The sequence below is a fragment of the Cupriavidus sp. H19C3 genome (assembly GCF_049393815.1).
GTDB lineage: Bacteria > Pseudomonadota > Gammaproteobacteria > Burkholderiales > Burkholderiaceae > Cupriavidus.
Window position 1 is genome coordinate 2,375,580 of sequence record NZ_CP184985.1, and the last position, 15,742, is coordinate 2,391,321.

Below are 15,742 nucleotides of genomic sequence, written 5' to 3' on the forward strand. Positions count from 1 at the left end.
ATTCAAATCTGTCCCCACTGACACCCTGCGCCGCGTCCATCGACTTCAGACGTGTAGCAGGGCCGCCGCGAGTTCCTGCGCGAACTTGCGCCGCCGATACGGGTCCAGATGACACCCCACCCGCACGACACGCTTGCCCGACCGCAAGACCACCAGCGCCCGGAACGATTCACCCAGTTCGACCCGCACCCAGCGCGGGTTGAATTCTTCACGCGTCACCCGACTGGCGCTGGCTGTCTCCACGACCAGCATGCCGTCGGTCAGACGGACGCGCTCATAATCCGTCGCATGCCGCGCGTGCGCCAGCAGGGCAATCCCCAGCCCCAGCAGCTCCAGCCCGGCAAATGGCAGCACGAGCCAGGTCCCTCGCCACGCGAAAAACAGCGCGATGGCAATCGATAGACATGCGATGGAGAAGTAGAACCAGCCGACCTGGCGGGGAGAGAGCGAGCAATTTCGCTTCATCAGCCAGTCGTTGTCAGGCAAGGGGGGACGTCCGTCGTGATTTCCGCCGGTGTCACCTACTGCCGTCTGGAATGCGATACCCAAGTCTTGCATCGCCAACCACTCTGCATCGGATGCACGCCCGGGACGATTGCGCTCCTGTGGAGGCACGCACGCGATGTGCTCGTATTTCCGGCGCATGGCGGGCGCACATGGCTGGCATCGATGGCCAGCGATTGCGGCGGCATGGCGGAAGCGGGACCCAGCGAAGACGTATTGCGCGATGTAGCAACGCACTACGCCTCAGTTGTGAACCTCTTACGGACACTTGCTAACTGCGTAACGTGCAAACCCAGGGGCGATATTGTGCCAGGGGACCACTGCGACAAACTGGCGCATTATATGGCGCTTCGCATACTCAAACAAGGCCGGGGCGTGCGCGGCTGGCTTGCGTTCGCCAAGTTTTTGTGCATGACGGACCGTGGCGCGATAGTCAACGCAATCGATGCGGCGGTATCGTCGACCGACAATCGGTGACCGTGTGGCGCGCGCTCAGCGCCGTGGTCGGGCGCGGCCGATCTTGTCGACAGGCACCACGGCCCGGCCCTCGGCATCGGTGGCCTGGCGCTCGCGTGGCGCCAGTTTCCAGGCATGCCCGTAGACGATCTCGAAGGTCAGCGGGATCACGCCCTCCGCGTTACGGCGCCGCTCGAGCGCGGCCAGCACCGCCGCGTGCCAGCGCCGGCCGCGCAGCCCCACCGGCGCCGGGCGGCGGAAGCCGCCGAAGGCGCTGACTTCGCGCAGCAGGTTGGCGGGCGACTCGTACGTGATGGTCAGCGTCTCCATGTCCATGACCGGCGTGGACCAACCGCCGTGGACCAGCATGTCGCCGATGTCGTGCATGTCGACAAAGCGCAGGGTATGGGCGTCCAGGTCGACCTCGGCAAACGCGTCGCGCAACTCGCGCAGCGTGTCGGGGCCGAACAGCGAGAACAGCACCAGGCCCTCGTCGCGCGTGACGCGGTGCCACTCGGGAAACACCTGGTGCGGCTCGGGATGCCAGTGCAGCGCGAGATTGGACCAGAGCAGGTCGAAGCTCGCATCGCCAAACGGCAATGTGGCAAGATCGCCCTGGATCAGGTCGAACACCGGCCGCTTGCCGAGCATGCGGCCCAGCCAGCCGGGCTGGCGCTGCGGATCGCGCTGGCCGGCCGCGCGCAGCATCGCGCCCGAGATATCGAGCCCGGCAATCTGTGCATCGGGAAAGCGCGCCCGCAGGGCGGCCAGTCCCTGGCCGTGGCCGCAGCCGAGATCGAGCGCGCGGTGCGGCGCGAGCCGGATCACTTCCATGCGTTCCTGCATGCGCCGGCCGATCTCGCCGAGCAGGAAATCGAGCTGGCCAAAGCCGGCGCTACGCCGGTCGAAGGCAAGGCGGGTCAGCCGCGCGGGCGGCAACCAGGCATCAGGGGAAGCGGCATGCAAGGACACGACGAATTCGAACGCGGCGAAAAGCGACAGGAGAGCGGCACCCGACCGAAACCACTCCGGCCAGGCACGACGGGACCGCAAGTATACGCGGGAGCCCGGCATCGCGCCGGCACAGGTGCCGAGCGGCTGCGCCTGTCCCGCGGCTGGCCCCTGCGGTGGGCCCGCGGGTGGCTCTCCACGCAACGGCTCTGGCATACGCTGCTGCCGTCGGCCTGCGCACTATGCGGCGTGGTCCAGGCCGAAGTGGTCTGCGCCGGCTGCGCCGACGACCTGCTGGCTACGGTGGCGCGCTGTCCGCAATGCGCGCTCCGTACCCCGCGCGGCCGTCCGTGCGACGCCTGCATGGCAGCGCCCACGCCGATCGACGCGGCTTGCACCGTGGGCGACTACGCCGCACCGCAGGATCAACTCGTGCTGGCGCTCAAGGCGGGCGCCGCCCTGCCGCTGGCGCGCTGGTTTGCCGAAGCCCTGGCGGCTCGCGTCGCGGGCAGCGCCATGGCGCTGCCCGACCTGCTGGTGCCGGTGCCGCTGTCGCCGCAGCGGCTGGCCACGCGCGGCTTCAACCAGGCCTGGGAAATCGCCCGCCCGCTGGCGCGCCTGCTGGGCGTGGCGGCCGACGCCACGCTGCTCGCGCGCCGGCGCGATACGGTCTCGCAGCGCGTGCTGGACCTCGCGGCGCGCCAGGCCAACCTGCACGGGGCACTGACCATGACGCGCACCACCACGCTGGCGGGCCGTCATGTCGGCATCGTCGACGACGTAATGACCACCGGTGCGACGCTGCGCGAAGCCGCGCTCGTACTCAAGGCGCATGGCGCCGCCCGCGTGACCGTGCTGCCCGCGTTGCGCACCCCCTGAGCCGACGCGGCGCCCCGGGGGGGCGCGCCAGTGGTAAGCTCCGCACCGTTTTCCGCCCGCATCGTCCCCGCGCCATGTTCCACGTCGTTCTCGTCGAACCCGAGATTCCACCCAATACCGGCAATGTGATCCGCCTGTGCGCCAACACGGGCGCGCAGTTGCATCTGGTCAAACCGCTCGGTTTTCCGCTCGAGGACGCGCGCATGCGCCGGGCGGGGCTCGACTATCACGAGTTTGCAACCATGCGCGTGCACGAGAACTGGGACGCGCTGATGGCAAGCGAGCAGCCCGACCCCGAACGCATGTTCGCGCTGACCACGCACGGCTCCACGCCGTTCGGCGAGGTCGGCTTCCGGCCCGGCGACTGGTTCGTGTTCGGCTCGGAAACGCGCGGCCTCGCGCCCGAACGGCGCGAATGGTTTCCGCCGGCGCAGCGCATTCGCCTGCCGATGCGGCCGCATAACCGCAGCCTCAACCTCTCCAATACGGTCGCGGTGGTGGTGTTCGAGGCCTGGCGGCAGAACGGCTTTGCTGGCGGCGCGTAGCCGCCACGTGACACCGCCCGCCGCTATTCCGGCTGCACGTGGGCCAGATGGATGACCTTGTCCCAGCGCGCCTTCTCCGTCGCCATGGTCTGCCGCAACGATGCCGGCGCGGTGCCGGCCGGCACGAAATACTGGGCACGCATCTTCGCGCGAACATCCTCGCTGCCGATGATAGCCACCAGCTCGCGGTAGAGGCGATCGATGATTGGCGCGGGTGTGCCGGCCGGCGCCAGTACCGCCTGCCAGGAGATGGCCTCGAAGCCGGGATAGCCCGACTCCGCGACGGTCGGCACCGACGGCAGCAACGAGGTGCGGCCCGTGGTGGTCACGGCCAGCACGCGCAGCTTGCCCGACTGCACCTGCGGCATCGCAATCGCCGGCACCATGAAGCCGGCCTGTACCTGGCCACCCACGATGGCGGTGGTCACCTGCGGAAAGCCCGGGTAGGGAATGTGCTGCAAGTCGATGCCGGCCATCGCCTTCAACTGCTCCATGGCCAGGTGCGCGGCGCTGCCGTTGCCGACCGAACCGTAGTTCATCGCCCCGGGCCGGGACCGCGCGAGCGCGACAAACTCCTGCAACGTGCGCACCGGCAGGCGCGCATCGACCACCAGCACGTTGGGTGAGGTGGCGACCAGCGATACCGGCGCCAGTTGCCGCACCGGATCGTAGTTGAGGTGGCGCCATAGCGTGGGCGCGGTGACCAGCGGACCGTTGATGGTGAACAGCAGCGTGTATCCATCCGGCGCCGCATGTGCGACCTGGCCGGTGCCGATATTGCCGCCCGCGCCCGGATGGTTTTCGATCACGAACGGCTGGCCCAGCACCGCGGCCAGCTTGTCGGTCAGGATGCGCGCGATCAGGTCCGGCGACGAACCCGCCGGAAACGGCACGATCATGCGGATCGGTCGCGAGGGCCAGGACTGCTGGGCGAACACGTGGGGAGCCCAACCGGCCAGCGCGGTTGCAGCAAGGGCGCCCAAGGCGCCGCGTCGGGACATGGTCATATCAATGCAGCGGAGATTCGTCGCGCGCGTCGCGCTGGAGCAGTTGGCTGACGGCATCGGCGACGCCGAGCCCGTCGAAGAGCACGGCGCAGACCGCGCGCGTGATCGGCATGTCGACGCCATGGCTGGCGGCCAGGGCGGCCACCGCCTGGGCACAGCGCACGCCTTCGGCCACATGGCCGAGGTCGGCCAGGATCTGTGCAAGCGTCCGGCCCGCGGCCAGCTGTTGCCCGACCCGGCGATTGCGCGACAGGTCGCCGGTCGCGGTCAGGATCAGGTCGCCCACACCGGCCAGGCCCATAAACGTCTCGAGCCGCCCGCCAAGCGCGATGCCAAGCCGCGTCATCTCCGCCAGCCCACGCGTGACCAGCGCGGCGCGCGCATTGAGTCCCAGCCCGAGGCCATCGCTGGCCCCCGTGGCGATGGCCAGCACGTTCTTGACCGCGCCGCCCACCTCCACGCCGATGAGGTCGTCGCTACGGTAGATGCGCATGGCGTGATGATGGAACGCGGCCTGGGCGCGCTCGGCCACGCTCGGCGCGGTGCCGGCCACGGTGAGCGCGCACGGCAGACCCTGTGCGACTTCGCGCGCAAAGCTGGGGCCGGTCAGCACGCCGTAGTCGATCGTGGCCGCGCCACCGAGCGCATCCAGCTCCTCGCGCACCATCTGGTGCGGCATGGCATTGGTACCGGACTCGAAGCCCTTGCACAACCACAGCATGGTGAGGGCACCGCCCGCCGTGGTGCGCAGGTGGCGCGTGGTCTCACGCAGGCCCGACACCGGGGTCGCGACGACCACCAGTCCATTGGGATCGGTGGCCGCATGCGCCAGCGCGCGCGCGAAATCGGACTCGTAGGCGAGGCGCGGAGACAGCGCAAGGCCAGGCAGGTAGCCAGCGTTGACGCCGCTCGCCGCCATCGCCGATATCTGCGCGGCATCGCGCCCCCACAGCACCACGTCATGGGTGCTGGCCGCATGGCTCGCGAGCGCGGTACCCCAGGCACCGGCACCCAGGATGGTCAGTTTCATGACGCCCTCCGGAAAGTGAAAACGGGGCCGCGGCCCCGTTCGTCTTGCACGCCTGTACGCGCGGTCTGGTGGCGCACTCGGTGACGTCGCTCAGCGACGACGTTCAGCGACGACGCTCAAGGACGACGCTCACTGATACCGCTCAATGAAGCGGATGCGTGGCGCGACTTGGTGGCGCAACTTGGTGGCGCAACTTAGTGGCGCGCCTGGCTGCCATCCGGCATCACGATGCCGGATTCGCCGTTGCCCTGGGCGCCGGCTTCCTGCATGGCGGCCTGCAGGCGTTGCTCGTAGAGCGCCTGGAAGTTGATTTCCGACAGGTGGATGGCCTGGAAGCCTGCACGCGTGATCACGTCGGCGATATTGCCGCGCAGGTACGGGTACAGGATGGTCGGGCAGGCGATGCCGAGCAGCGGATCGAGCTGCTCCATCGGGACGTTGCGGATATCGAAGATACCGGCCTGGTGCGCTTCCACCAGGAACGCCACCTTGTCCTGGACCTTGGTCGTCACGGTACCGGTGACCACCACTTCGAAGATGCCTTCCTGCAGCTGGGCGGCGGCCACGTTGACCTGCACTTCCACCGCCGGCGCTTCCGATTCCAGGAAGATCTGCGGCGAGTTGGGCTGCTCCAGCGACATGTCCTTCAGGTACACGCGCTGAATGTTGAAGAAGGGCTGGTCGTCCTGCTGGGTAGCTTGTTGCTGGTCGCTCATGTGAGGCTTCCGGGTTGGGCGGTGAAGAATCCGCCGGGCATCCGTGCGGATCCGCGGCGAACCGTTGAAGGTCGGGTCAACGGGGCCCGGCGCGCGCATGCGCGGGCCTGGGCCCCGTCGAGAAAGCGCATATGGTACATGACGCGGGTGTCGAATTCACCCGATCACGGCGGAATCAGAATTCCATGACGTCATGGTCGCGCCTTGCCACCCGGCATGGTGGCCTGACCATGCGGCGCGTCCGGGCTGCGGCACGTGCGGCCGCGGCAGGTGGGCGCGCCTGCGCCCACTCAGGCCGCGAGCAGCGGCTCCAGCCCGCCCTTGCGGTCGAGCGCCGAGAGATCGTCGAAGCCGCCCACGTGGGTGTCGTCGATATAGATCTGCGGCACGGTGCGGCGGCCGGTGCGGGTCATCATCTCCTCGCGCTTGCCGGCCTCCCGGTCGATCATGATCTTCTCGATCGTCTCTACCCCGCGCTGGCGCAGCAGGCGCTCGGCCATCTGGCAGTAGGGGCAAACCACGGTGCTGTACATGACGACGCGGGCCATGCGAATTCTCCTCTTGTCCTGAAATGCAACGGCGCGGATGCCAGGGGCAATCCGCGCCGTGACTGCAAAATTGAAGTCGGGTGACGCCGAGATTCCCGGTGCCACCCGTCCTGCCAGTCTTACCCGTCTTACTTGACGACAGGCAGACCGGCCTGCTGCCAGGCGGCCATGCCGCCCTCGAGCGCGTAGACCTCACTGTAACCTGCTTCTTTCAATGCTGCTTGCGCCTTGCCCGAGTTCTGGCCGGTCTGGCTGATCACGATGATGGGCACGGCCTTGTCCTTGGCCAGGCCCGGGGCGCGGCTCGCCAGATCGCCAAGCGGCGCGCTCTTCGCCTGCGGCAGGTGGCCCTTGGCATATTCGGCGGCGTCGCGGATGTCCACGGCCACGGCATTGCGTTTGTTGATCAGCTGCGTGGCGGCGCTCGTGTTGACGCTCTTGCCGGCCGTTCCGCGGACGATCGCGGGCCAGGCCAGCAGGCCGCCCGAGACCACGGCGATCGCGATCAGGGCCAGGTTGTTGTAGTCGGCGAAGAAATTCACGTTGGCAATTCCGTTGGGTTGGGTCGGCGGCATTATAAAATACGCGGTTTCGCGCCACGCCCGATTTTGTTGGCCCCGGACCACGGCTGTCCGGGCGCCGTCCCCGGGTGTCTTATGCGCCGCAGGTTACCTACTCCCTGGAAGCAGCATGTACAAGCTCGTTCTCATCCGCCACGGCGAATCAACGTGGAATCTCGAAAACCGCTTCACCGGCTGGGTCGACGTCGACCTCACCGAAACGGGCGCGGCCCAGGCCCGGCAGGCCGGCAAGCTGCTCAAGGAAGCGGGCCTGACCTTCGACCTGGCCTATACCTCGGTGCTCAAGCGGGCCATCCGCACGCTGTGGCATGTGCAGGACGAAATGGACCTGATGTGGATCCCGGTGCGCAACGAATGGCGCCTCAACGAACGCCACTATGGCGCGCTGGCCGGCCTCAACAAGGCCGAGACCGCGGCCAGGTTCGGCGATGCCCAGGTGCTGGTCTGGCGCCGCAGCTACGACACGCCGCCGCCCGCGCTGGAGCCCGGCGACGAGCGTGCCTCGTACAACGATCCGCGCTACGCCCAGGTGCCGCGCGAGCAGATTCCCCTGACCGAGTGCCTCAAGGACACGGTGGCGCGCGTGATGCCGCTATGGAACGAATCGATTGCTCCGGACATCAAATCGGGCAAGCGCGTGGTCATTGCCGCCCACGGCAACAGCATCCGCGCGCTGGTGAAGTATCTCGACCAGGTTTCGGATGACGACATCGTCGGCCTCAACATTCCCAACGGCACCCCGCTCGTCTACGAGCTGGACGCCGAGCTCCGCCCGCTGCGCCATTACTACCTCGGCGATCCCGAGGCCATCGCCGCCTCGCTGGCCGCCGTGGCCAACCAGGGCAAGGCCCGCTGACGGCGACGCGGGCTGGCCGGCGGCATCCGGGTAACGCGCGCGGCCACGGCAATATGTGGCCGTGCCCACCGTAACGCCGTGACGCGCAGGTCTTTTTTCCCGCTCGCTCTTATACTGTCGGACAAATCCGGTCCCGGGCCCGCCTTGCGCGCCGGTACCGGATTCCACCAGGCAAAAATCCTCACCCGTTCAGGCTGCCCTCATGCGTAAGACGCTCAAGAACATTAGCCTCGTCTCAGTCGGCGTGGTTGCCGGCGTGCTGGCCACGTTGCAAATCTCGGCGACGGCCCAGAATTCGTCAGGACCGCTACCGCTCGACCAACTGCGGCTGATGGCCGATATCTTCGGGCAGATCAAGCGCGAGTACGTGGAGCCGGTCGACGACAAGAAGCTGCTGACCGAAGCCGTCAAGGGCATGGTTGCCAGCCTCGATCCGCACTCGGCGTACCTGGACGAGAAGGACTTCAAGGAACTGCAGGAAGGGACGCGTGGCCGCTTTGCCGGCCTCGGCATCGAGATCTCGCAGGAAGAAGGGCTGGTCAAGGTGATCAACCCGATCGAGGACACGCCCGCGTTCCGCGCCGGCATCCAGCCGGGCGACCTGATCACGCGTATCGACGACAAGCCCGTGCGCGGCCTGCCGCTGGAACAGGCGGTCAAGCGCATGCGCGGCGAGCCCGGCACCAAGGTCACGCTGACCATCTACCGCAAGAGCGAGGAACGCACGTTCCCGGTCTCGATCACGCGCGCCGAGATTCGCGTGCAGTCGGTCAAGACCAAGCTGCTCGACCACGATATCGGCTGGGTGCGCCTGACCAGCTTCCAGGAACGCACGGTGGCCGACCTGGGCCGCAAGCTCAAGGAAATGGCCCAGAAGGACCCCAACCTGAAGGGTGTGGTTCTCGATCTGCGCAACAACGGCGGCGGTGTGCTGCAGGGCGCCGTCGGCGTGGCCGCGGCCTTCCTGCCCGAGGATGCCACGGTGGTGTCCACCAACGGCCAGGTGCCCGATGCCAAGCGCGTCTACAAGGCGACGTACAACAACTATCGACTGTCTTCGCTCGAGGACGATCCGCTCAAGGACCTGCCGCCGCTGTTCAAGAAGATTCCGATGGTGGTGCTGACCAACGCCTACTCGGCGTCCGCATCGGAGATCGTGGCCGGCGCGCTGCAGGACCACCATCGCGCGCTGATCATGGGCAAGACCACGTTCGGCAAGGGCTCGGTGCAGACTGTGCGTCCGCTGACCAATGACACCGGCATCAAGCTGACCATCGCGTACTACTACACGCCGAGCGGCAAGTCGATTCAGGCCAAGGGTATCCGCCCGGATATTCCGGTCGACCAGAATCCGGAAGGCGATCCCGACGACGCGCTGATTACGCGCGAGATCGATACCGAGCGCCACCTGCACAACAAGCAGGAATCGGAAGAGCCGGAAATGAACGAGCGCGAGCAGCGCCGCGTGGAGGAACTGCGTCGCCTGGAGGAAGAAAACGCCAAGAAGACGCCGGAAGAGCGCGAAAAGGAACGCCGCAAGAAGCCGGTGGAATTCGGCTCGACCGACGACTTCATGCTCCAGCAGGCGGTGGCGCAGCTGACCGGCCAGCCGGTCAAGCGCTCGAAGTCGCGTCTGGAGATGGCTCAGGTGGCCGGCAAGCCGGACACCAAGGCGGACAGCGGCAAGGCATCGGATGCCGGCAAGAGCGCCAAGCCCGCCACCAAGGGCACCGCACCGGCCAAGCCGGCGCAACCGCCCGCCAGCGCGCCGGTTGGCGAACCGCTCGGTACGCCGACGGGCAAGGCGCGCTAAACGGTACGCGTTACGTCCTTACCGACAACGGCCCGCGGTTGCACGACAGCGGGCCGTTTTTGTTTGCTGCGCCATGAACGACGATCAACTGCTGCGCTATTCGCGCCATATCCTGCTGGACGAATTCGGTATCGAGGGTCAGGAGACGCTGCTCGCGGCCCATGCCCTGGTGATCGGGGCTGGCGGGCTCGGCGCGGCCGCCCTGCCCTATCTGGCCTCTGCCGGTGTCGGCCATATCACGCTGGTGGACGACGACGACGTCGACCTGACCAACCTGCAGCGCCAGATCGTGCATACCACCGCCAACGTCGGACGGCCCAAGGTGGAATCGGCGCGCGAGGCCATGCTACGCATCAATCCCGATCTCGATATCCAGGTGGTCCGGCAACGGGTGGGCGATGCCGAACTCGCGCCGCTGGTGGCGCAGGCCGACGTCGTGCTCGATTGCTGCGACAACTTTGCCACGCGCCAGGCCGTCAACCGGGCCTGCGTTGCGCAGCGTGTGCCGCTGGTTTCCGGCGCGGCCCTGCGCTTTGACGGCCAGGTCAGCGTGTACGATCTGCGCCAGCCCGAGGCGCCGTGCTATGCGTGCCTGTTTCCGCCGTCGGAACCGGCCAGCGAGGCCGCCTGTGCGACCATGGGCGTGTTCGCGCCGCTGGTCGGCATGATCGGTACGGTACAGGCCGCGGAAGCGCTCAAGCTGTTGGCCGGCGTCGGCCAGCCGCTCGCGGCACGGCTGCTGATGGTCAATGCGTTGACGATGGAATGGACCGAGATGCGGCTCGCGCGCACGCCCGATTGCGAGGTGTGCGGGCACGGGCGCGCGCAGGCCTGAGTCGGCGCAGGCATGAGGCGGTCACGGCGGGGATGAGCGTGCCTCGCATCGCCACCGGGGACCCTCACGGGGGAGCGGACCGCGGGCCGCCCGGTAGCTGGATGGAGACAAGAATCCGAATGAGAACGGTTACTGCACGGACTCAAACGAAATGGTGATGCCGGTTGGCATCACGCGGGGCGCCGGCCGCCGCGCGCGTGGCGGTCAACGGCTGGCGGTACCCAGGGCGTCGCGCGCTTACTGCTCGCCCGGCTCCATCTGCGATTGCAGGTAGTTCTGCAGGCCGACCTTGTCGATCAGGTCCAGCTGCGTCTCCAGGTATTCGATGTGTTCCTCGGTGTCCGTGAGGATATCGACCAGGATCTCGCGGCTGACGTAATCGCCGACCGACTCGCAGTACGCAATGCCTTCCTTGACGGTGGCGTGGGCGGTCTGCTCCAGCTTCAGGTCGCACTTGAGCATCTCCGGCGTATCTTCGCCGAGCAGCAGCTTGTGCAGGTCCTGGAGGTTGGGCAGCCCGTCCAGCATCAGGATGCGGTCGATCAGGCGGTCGGCATGCTTCATTTCGCCGATCGATTCCTTGTACTCCACGTCGCCGAGCTTCTTGAGGCCCCAGTGGCGATACATGCGGGCGTGCAGGAAATACTGGTTGATCGCCGTCAGCTCGTTCTTGAGCTGGGCATTCAGATGCTGGATGACCTTCTTGTCACCTTTCATTCAGGGCTCCGGTTACTAGGGTGCTGGTGTGCCAGGGCCCGCGCAAAAACACGACGGGGCGTCAAAAGACGCCCCGTGCAGTCTGAAGAATGGATGCGAACCCACCGGATGCGAACCCCGCGCATCATATGAAGACCATATGAACCATGTGACAAAGCGCGCCGCGGACATTTCGTCCGAGGGCGCGCATCACATTGCACGCAAATTCGAATCAGGCAACCAGCTCGCTGCGCTGGTCGTTCGCGACTGCCGGGTCCCGAGTGTCCATTATGGCACGCGAGCTGGCGGCGGAACAGGAAGAAATCTCGACCACCTGGATGGTCGCGACGGCCGGAACGGTGGAGAGGTTGCGCACCGCGGCGACGCCCTCGCTCAGGACTTGTTGCGCGCAGTCGCGGCAGCGTCCGCAGCAGGTGCCAACACCGAGGGTTTCGGCGAGCTCATCGAGCGTGGCAACGCCGAGATGCGCAGCGCCATGAATCTCGTGATCAGTGACCTGGTTGCAGATGCAGACGTACACAACACACTCCTCGGGGGCAACTTCGGGGCAACTTCGGGCAACTTCGGCTGCGGGGCACCGGCATGCCCACGCGATGTACGGCAGCTTATCAGATATCGAAAATGATAACAATTCCCATTAAGCGCATGGGGGATAAGCGAAATGAGGCGCGGCGGGCGGGCCACTTCCGCCGCGAAAGTGGCGCCCACAACATCACAATTCCGCCAAAAACCCTGTATGCATCAGGGTTGAGCGAGGCGCCGCAGCGATGCGGCCAGTTCGTCGGGCTCGTAAGCGTTGAGGACCTCGTCCACCAGCGGGCCGAGCCTTTCGCAGTCCGCATGGATCACCTCCTGCTTGACGCGCAGCAGCTGGGACGGATGCATCGAGAACTCGCGCAGGCCCATGCCGAGCAGCAGCCGCGTCATGGCGGGATCGCCCGCCATCTCGCCGCACACCGCCACGGGCACGCCGGCCCGGTTGGCCTCGCGGATGGTGCGCGCCACCAGTTGCAGCACCGCCGGGTGCAGCGGATCGTAGAGATGGGCAACCGCGTTGTCGGCACGGTCGATGGCCAGCGTGTACTGGATCAGATCGTTGGTGCCGATCGAAAGGAAGTCCATGCGGCGCAGGAACAGCGGCAGCAGCAGCACCGCCGCCGGAATCTCGATCATGGCGCCGACCTTGACGCCCGGATCGTAGGGCTGGCCGCGGTCGTCTAGCTGCCGCCTGGCCTGGGCGATCAGGTCCAGCGTCTGGTCGATCTCGCTCGCATGCGCGAGCATCGGAATCAGCAGCCGCACCGGCCCGAAGGCCGACGCGCGCAACAGCGCGCGCAGCTGGGTCAGGAACATCGCCGGCTCGGACAGCGACCAGCGGATCGCGCGCAGCCCGAGGGCGGGGTTCGGTGCGGTCTCGAAATCCTCGGCACGACTGTCGAGCGGCTTGTCGGCGCCGATGTCGATGGTGCGGATGGTCACCGGCAGGCCATGCATGGCCTCCACCGCCGCACGGTAGGCGGCGAACTGTTCGTCCTCGCCCGGCAGCTCGTCACGGCGGTTCATGAACAGGAATTCGGAACGGAACAGGCCCACGCCCACCGCGCCGGCGGCGAGCGCCGCATTGGCATCCTCGGCCATCTCGATATTGGCGAGCAGTTCGATCTCGAGCCCGTCCAGCGTCACGGCCGGCGTATGGCGCAGTCGCTGCAGGCGCTTCTTCTCCAGCGCGCGCTCGCTCTGTCGATGGCGATACTCTTCCAGGATGATCGGCGACGGATCGACGATCACGAGGCCCGCATCGCCATCGATGATGATCCAGTCGTCCTGGCGAATCAGCTCGCTGGCGGCCTTGACGCCCACCGCGGCGGGAATGTCGAGGCTGCGCGCGACGATGGCGGTATGCGAGGTGCGCCCGCCCAGATCGGTGACGAAGCCCTGGAACACGGTATGGCGGAACTGCAGCATGTCCGCCGGCGCGATATCGTGCGCGACGACGATCACGCCCGGCGCGGGTTCGCCATCGGGGGCGAGCACGGGCACCGGCGCCGGCGCGAGCACGGGGGCGCCGGCGAGCACCTTGAGGATGCGCTCGACCACCTGCTCGATATCGGCCTTGCGCTCGCGCAGGTATTCGTCCTCGATTTCGTCGAACTGACGCATCAGTTCCTCGAGGCGCGTGGTCAACGCCCACTCGGCGTTGTAGCGCCGCGTGCGGATCAGGTGTTCCGGCTCCTGCGACAACGCCTCGTCGTCGAGGATCATGGCATGGACGTCGAGAAAGGCGCCCATTTCCTCGGGCGCGTCGCGCGGCAGGTCGCGCTTGAGCGCGGCGAGTTCGGCGCGTACGGCGGCACGCGCGGTACGTAGCCGTTCGACCTCGGCATCGAGCCGGTCCTCATCGACCAGGTAATGCGAGACGTCGAGCGCCGCGGGCGCCAGGATATGGGCGCGCCCGATGGCGACCCCACGCGAAACCGGAATGCCGTGCAAGGCAAAGGGCATGACCCGCTCCGTCAGGAACGTTTAGAAAAAGGCTTGCGCCAGCCTTACTCGCCCTCGCCGAAGCGATTGGCGATGAGCCCGAGCAGCGCGTCCATCGCCTCCTGCTCGTCGGGACCGTCGGTCTCGATCGTGACCGTCGAGCCGATACCCGCCGCCAGCATCATCACTCCCATGATGCTCTTGGCGTCGACCTGGCGTCCGTTACGAGACATCCTGACCTGGCTTGAAAAACTCCCCGCCAGCTGGGTGAGCTTGGCAGAGGCGCGGGCATGCAGCCCGAGCTTATTGATGATGGTGGTGTCCCTCTGCAGCATATTTATCGGGATGGTTGGCTTGTTGGTTCTGGACGGTGGTGGCGCCGACCTGCAGCACGCCCTGCGCGCCGCCCGCCAGCGCCTTGGTGGCAAGCTGGTCGAGCTTCTCGGCGCGATAGCAGATCGCACGCACGAGCATCGGCAGGTTGACGCCGGCCAGCACCTTCACGCGGCCCGGCTCGGCCAGGCGCGCGGCGATGTTGGCGGGGGTGGCACCGAAAATATCGGTCAGGACGAGCGCGCCGTTGTCCTCGCAGACAGCGGACAGACGGCGGCGCGCTTCAGCCAGCACGGCAGCGGGATCGGCATCCGGAATGACGTCGATGGCCTCAAGCCGCTGGGGCTGGCCGCAGTAGACGTGGGCAGCGCATTCGCGCAGCGCCGAAGCCAGCGGGGCGTGCGCGATGATCAGGATTCCTGCCATGGTGGTGAATGCGTTGGGATGCCGGAATTGTAGCAGGCACCCATTCACCCAAATCCGGGCTTTGCCCAACAACCGTGGCGCTGTGGCGCGCTAGCGTCGGTGACTCTCCGCGACGGCCGCTTCCAGGGCATCGATGAACATGCCAGCCACGTCGAAGCCGGTCTGCTGCGTGATTTCCTGAAAACAGGTCGGGCTCGTCACATTGACTTCGGTCAGGTAGTCGCCGATCACATCGAGGCCGACCAGCAACAGGCCCTGCTGCCACAGGCCCGGGGCCAGCGTCTCGGCGATTTCGCGATCGCGCGCGCTCAATTCTTGCGCGCGGCCGAGACCGCCGGCGGCCAGGTTGCCACGTACCTCGCCGCCCTGCGGAATACGCGCGAGCGAGTACGGCACCGGCTTGCCGCCGATCAGCAGCACGCGCTTGTCGCCGTCCTTGATGGCGGGGATGAAGCGCTGGACCATCAGCGTGCGCGTACCGTTCTCGCCGAGCGTCTCGACGATCGAGCCGAGATTCATGCCGTCCGGACCCACACGGAAGATGCCCATGCCGCCCATGCCGTCGAGGGGCTTGACGATGATGTCGCCATGCTCGGCGTGGAACGTGCGGATGCGATCGATATCGCGCGTGACCAGCGTCGGCGTGATGAACTGCGGGTACTGGCCGATCGCCAGCTTCTCGGAATGATCGCGGATCGCGCGCGGCTTGTTGAAGACCCGCGCGCCCTGCGCCTCCGCCAGCTCCAGCATCCAGGTGCTGGTGACATATTCCATGTCGAACGGCGGATCCTTGCGCATCAGCACCGCGTCGAACGTGGCCAGCGGCAACCGGGCGGGCTCGTCCAGGCCGAACCAGTCGTGCGGATCGTCCCGGATCGTGAGCGGGCGCACGGTCGCCTCGACCACATTCTCGACCAGCGACAGCTGCGACTGCAGGCAGAAGAACAGCTCGTGCCCGCGCGACGCCGCCTTGGTCATCATCGCGTAGGTGGAGTCCTTGTAGGTCTTGAAGGTCTCGAGCGGATCGGTGATGAAGAGAATGCGCATGAAAGGATCGTTTCGGA

Annotated in this window: 18 protein-coding genes; 5 read left to right on the forward strand and 13 right to left on the reverse strand. The window is 66.9% G+C overall.

All coding sequences use genetic code 11. The annotated features are described in order from the left end of the window. Positions 1-45 precede the first annotated feature (45 nt). Together DFLDMN_RS11015 and DFLDMN_RS11020 are read right to left on the reverse strand one after the other, a co-directional pair. Positions 46-558 carry a DUF2244 domain-containing protein gene (locus DFLDMN_RS11015; RefSeq protein WP_423198383.1) on the reverse strand — a complete coding sequence of 171 codons (513 nt, stop codon included), beginning with the start codon at positions 556-558 and terminating at the stop codon, positions 46-48. Between the two features lie 438 nt (positions 559-996). Further along, positions 997-1,932 (reverse strand): methyltransferase domain-containing protein, encoded by a 936-nt coding sequence (locus tag DFLDMN_RS11020; RefSeq protein ID WP_423195001.1) that lies wholly within the window; start codon positions 1,930-1,932, stop codon positions 997-999. Here DFLDMN_RS11020 and DFLDMN_RS11025 point away from each other — a divergent pair. Both DFLDMN_RS11025 and DFLDMN_RS11030 read left to right on the forward strand, forming a co-directional pair. Next, positions 1,921-2,790 carry a ComF family protein gene (locus DFLDMN_RS11025; RefSeq protein WP_423195002.1) on the forward strand — a complete coding sequence of 290 codons (870 nt, stop codon included), beginning with the start codon at positions 1,921-1,923 and terminating at the stop codon, positions 2,788-2,790. The genes DFLDMN_RS11020 and DFLDMN_RS11025 overlap by 12 nt on opposite strands. 74 nt (positions 2,791-2,864) lie before the next feature. Further along, the gene (locus DFLDMN_RS11030) at positions 2,865-3,335 is read left to right on the forward strand and encodes a tRNA (cytidine(34)-2'-O)-methyltransferase (protein ID WP_423195003.1); all 471 of its coding nucleotides are present in this window, start codon (positions 2,865-2,867) and stop codon (positions 3,333-3,335) included. A gap of 23 nt (positions 3,336-3,358) precedes the next feature. Here DFLDMN_RS11030 and DFLDMN_RS11035 read toward each other — a convergent pair whose 3' ends face one another. From DFLDMN_RS11035 to DFLDMN_RS11055, 5 genes are all read right to left on the reverse strand, one after another. Further along, the gene (locus tag DFLDMN_RS11035; protein WP_423195004.1) at positions 3,359-4,342 is read right to left on the reverse strand and encodes a Bug family tripartite tricarboxylate transporter substrate binding protein; all 984 of its coding nucleotides are present in this window, start codon (positions 4,340-4,342) and stop codon (positions 3,359-3,361) included. A gap of 1 nt (position 4,343) precedes the next feature. Further along, a complete protein-coding gene (locus tag DFLDMN_RS11040) occupies positions 4,344-5,372 on the reverse strand; it encodes an NAD(P)H-dependent glycerol-3-phosphate dehydrogenase (RefSeq protein ID WP_423195005.1) in 1,029 nt (342 codons plus the stop codon). A gap of 194 nt (positions 5,373-5,566) precedes the next feature. Continuing rightward, positions 5,567-6,088, reverse strand: coding sequence for a protein-export chaperone SecB (secB, locus tag DFLDMN_RS11045; RefSeq protein WP_423195006.1), 522 nt, complete (start codon positions 6,086-6,088; stop codon positions 5,567-5,569). A 290-nt stretch (positions 6,089-6,378) separates the two neighbouring features. Beyond that, on the reverse strand, positions 6,379-6,636 hold the full coding sequence (grxC, locus tag DFLDMN_RS11050; protein WP_423195007.1) for a glutaredoxin 3: 258 nt from the start codon (positions 6,634-6,636) through the stop codon (positions 6,379-6,381). A gap of 128 nt (positions 6,637-6,764) precedes the next feature. After that, positions 6,765-7,178, reverse strand: a complete 414-nt coding sequence (locus DFLDMN_RS11055) for a rhodanese-like domain-containing protein (protein ID WP_423198384.1) — start codon at positions 7,176-7,178, stop codon at positions 6,765-6,767. 148 nt (positions 7,179-7,326) lie between these two features. Between DFLDMN_RS11055 and gpmA the strand changes: the two genes are divergently transcribed. The 3 genes from gpmA (at position 7,327) to DFLDMN_RS11070 (ending at position 10,721) form a co-directional block, all read left to right on the forward strand. After that, positions 7,327-8,073: a 2,3-diphosphoglycerate-dependent phosphoglycerate mutase gene (gpmA, locus tag DFLDMN_RS11060; RefSeq protein ID WP_423195008.1), complete on the forward strand. Its 747-nt coding sequence runs from the start codon at positions 7,327-7,329 to the stop codon at positions 8,071-8,073. A gap of 202 nt (positions 8,074-8,275) precedes the next feature. Continuing rightward, complete coding sequence (locus DFLDMN_RS11065) at positions 8,276-9,886, forward strand: S41 family peptidase (protein ID WP_423195009.1); 1,611 nt, start codon at positions 8,276-8,278, stop codon at positions 9,884-9,886. A gap of 73 nt (positions 9,887-9,959) precedes the next feature. Further along, positions 9,960-10,721: a HesA/MoeB/ThiF family protein gene (locus DFLDMN_RS11070; protein ID WP_423195010.1), complete on the forward strand. Its 762-nt coding sequence runs from the start codon at positions 9,960-9,962 to the stop codon at positions 10,719-10,721. 237 nt (positions 10,722-10,958) lie between these two features. On the opposite strand, the gene bfr is transcribed toward DFLDMN_RS11070, so the two are convergent. The 6 genes from bfr to gshB form a co-directional block, all read right to left on the reverse strand. Beyond that, positions 10,959-11,438, reverse strand: a complete 480-nt coding sequence (gene bfr, locus DFLDMN_RS11075; protein WP_011296489.1) for a bacterioferritin — start codon at positions 11,436-11,438, stop codon at positions 10,959-10,961. A gap of 211 nt (positions 11,439-11,649) precedes the next feature. Further along, positions 11,650-11,958: a (2Fe-2S)-binding protein gene (locus DFLDMN_RS11080; protein WP_423195011.1), complete on the reverse strand. Its 309-nt coding sequence runs from the start codon at positions 11,956-11,958 to the stop codon at positions 11,650-11,652. Between the two features lie 221 nt (positions 11,959-12,179). Next, a complete protein-coding gene (gene ptsP, locus DFLDMN_RS11085) occupies positions 12,180-13,940 on the reverse strand; it encodes a phosphoenolpyruvate--protein phosphotransferase (RefSeq protein WP_423195012.1) in 1,761 nt (586 codons plus the stop codon). A gap of 44 nt (positions 13,941-13,984) precedes the next feature. Next, positions 13,985-14,254: an HPr family phosphocarrier protein gene (locus DFLDMN_RS11090; RefSeq protein ID WP_423195013.1), complete on the reverse strand. Its 270-nt coding sequence runs from the start codon at positions 14,252-14,254 to the stop codon at positions 13,985-13,987. After that, positions 14,223-14,678 (reverse strand): PTS sugar transporter subunit IIA, encoded by a 456-nt coding sequence (locus tag DFLDMN_RS11095; RefSeq protein ID WP_423195014.1) that lies wholly within the window; start codon positions 14,676-14,678, stop codon positions 14,223-14,225. Before DFLDMN_RS11095 ends, DFLDMN_RS11090 begins: the two co-directional genes overlap by 32 nt. A 90-nt stretch (positions 14,679-14,768) precedes the next feature. Beyond that, the gene (gene gshB, locus DFLDMN_RS11100; protein WP_423195015.1) at positions 14,769-15,725 is read right to left on the reverse strand and encodes a glutathione synthase; all 957 of its coding nucleotides are present in this window, start codon (positions 15,723-15,725) and stop codon (positions 14,769-14,771) included. Between the last annotated feature and the right edge of the window lie 17 nt (positions 15,726-15,742).

Coding starts and splice junctions, on each gene's coding strand:
- DFLDMN_RS11015 (WP_423198383.1), bottom strand. CDS start 558: ATGCAAGACTTGGGTATCGCATTCCAGACGGCAGTAGGTGACACCGGC.
- DFLDMN_RS11025 (WP_423195002.1), top strand. CDS start 1,921: ATGCAAGGACACGACGAATTCGAACGCGGCGAAAAGCGACAGGAGAGC.
- DFLDMN_RS11030 (WP_423195003.1), top strand. CDS start 2,865: ATGTTCCACGTCGTTCTCGTCGAACCCGAGATTCCACCCAATACCGGC.
- DFLDMN_RS11035 (WP_423195004.1), bottom strand. CDS start 4,342: ATGACCATGTCCCGACGCGGCGCCTTGGGCGCCCTTGCTGCAACCGCG.
- DFLDMN_RS11040 (WP_423195005.1), bottom strand. CDS start 5,372: ATGAAACTGACCATCCTGGGTGCCGGTGCCTGGGGTACCGCGCTCGCG.
- secB (WP_423195006.1), bottom strand. CDS start 6,088: ATGAGCGACCAGCAACAAGCTACCCAGCAGGACGACCAGCCCTTCTTC.
- grxC (WP_423195007.1), bottom strand. CDS start 6,636: ATGGCCCGCGTCGTCATGTACAGCACCGTGGTTTGCCCCTACTGCCAG.
- gpmA (WP_423195008.1), top strand. CDS start 7,327: ATGTACAAGCTCGTTCTCATCCGCCACGGCGAATCAACGTGGAATCTC.
- DFLDMN_RS11065 (WP_423195009.1), top strand. CDS start 8,276: ATGCGTAAGACGCTCAAGAACATTAGCCTCGTCTCAGTCGGCGTGGTT.
- DFLDMN_RS11070 (WP_423195010.1), top strand. CDS start 9,960: ATGAACGACGATCAACTGCTGCGCTATTCGCGCCATATCCTGCTGGAC.
- bfr (WP_011296489.1), bottom strand. CDS start 11,438: ATGAAAGGTGACAAGAAGGTCATCCAGCATCTGAATGCCCAGCTCAAG.
- ptsP (WP_423195012.1), bottom strand. CDS start 13,940: ATGCCCTTTGCCTTGCACGGCATTCCGGTTTCGCGTGGGGTCGCCATC.
- DFLDMN_RS11090 (WP_423195013.1), bottom strand. CDS start 14,254: ATGCTGCAGAGGGACACCACCATCATCAATAAGCTCGGGCTGCATGCC.
- DFLDMN_RS11095 (WP_423195014.1), bottom strand. CDS start 14,678: ATGGCAGGAATCCTGATCATCGCGCACGCCCCGCTGGCTTCGGCGCTG.
- gshB (WP_423195015.1), bottom strand. CDS start 15,725: ATGCGCATTCTCTTCATCACCGATCCGCTCGAGACCTTCAAGACCTAC.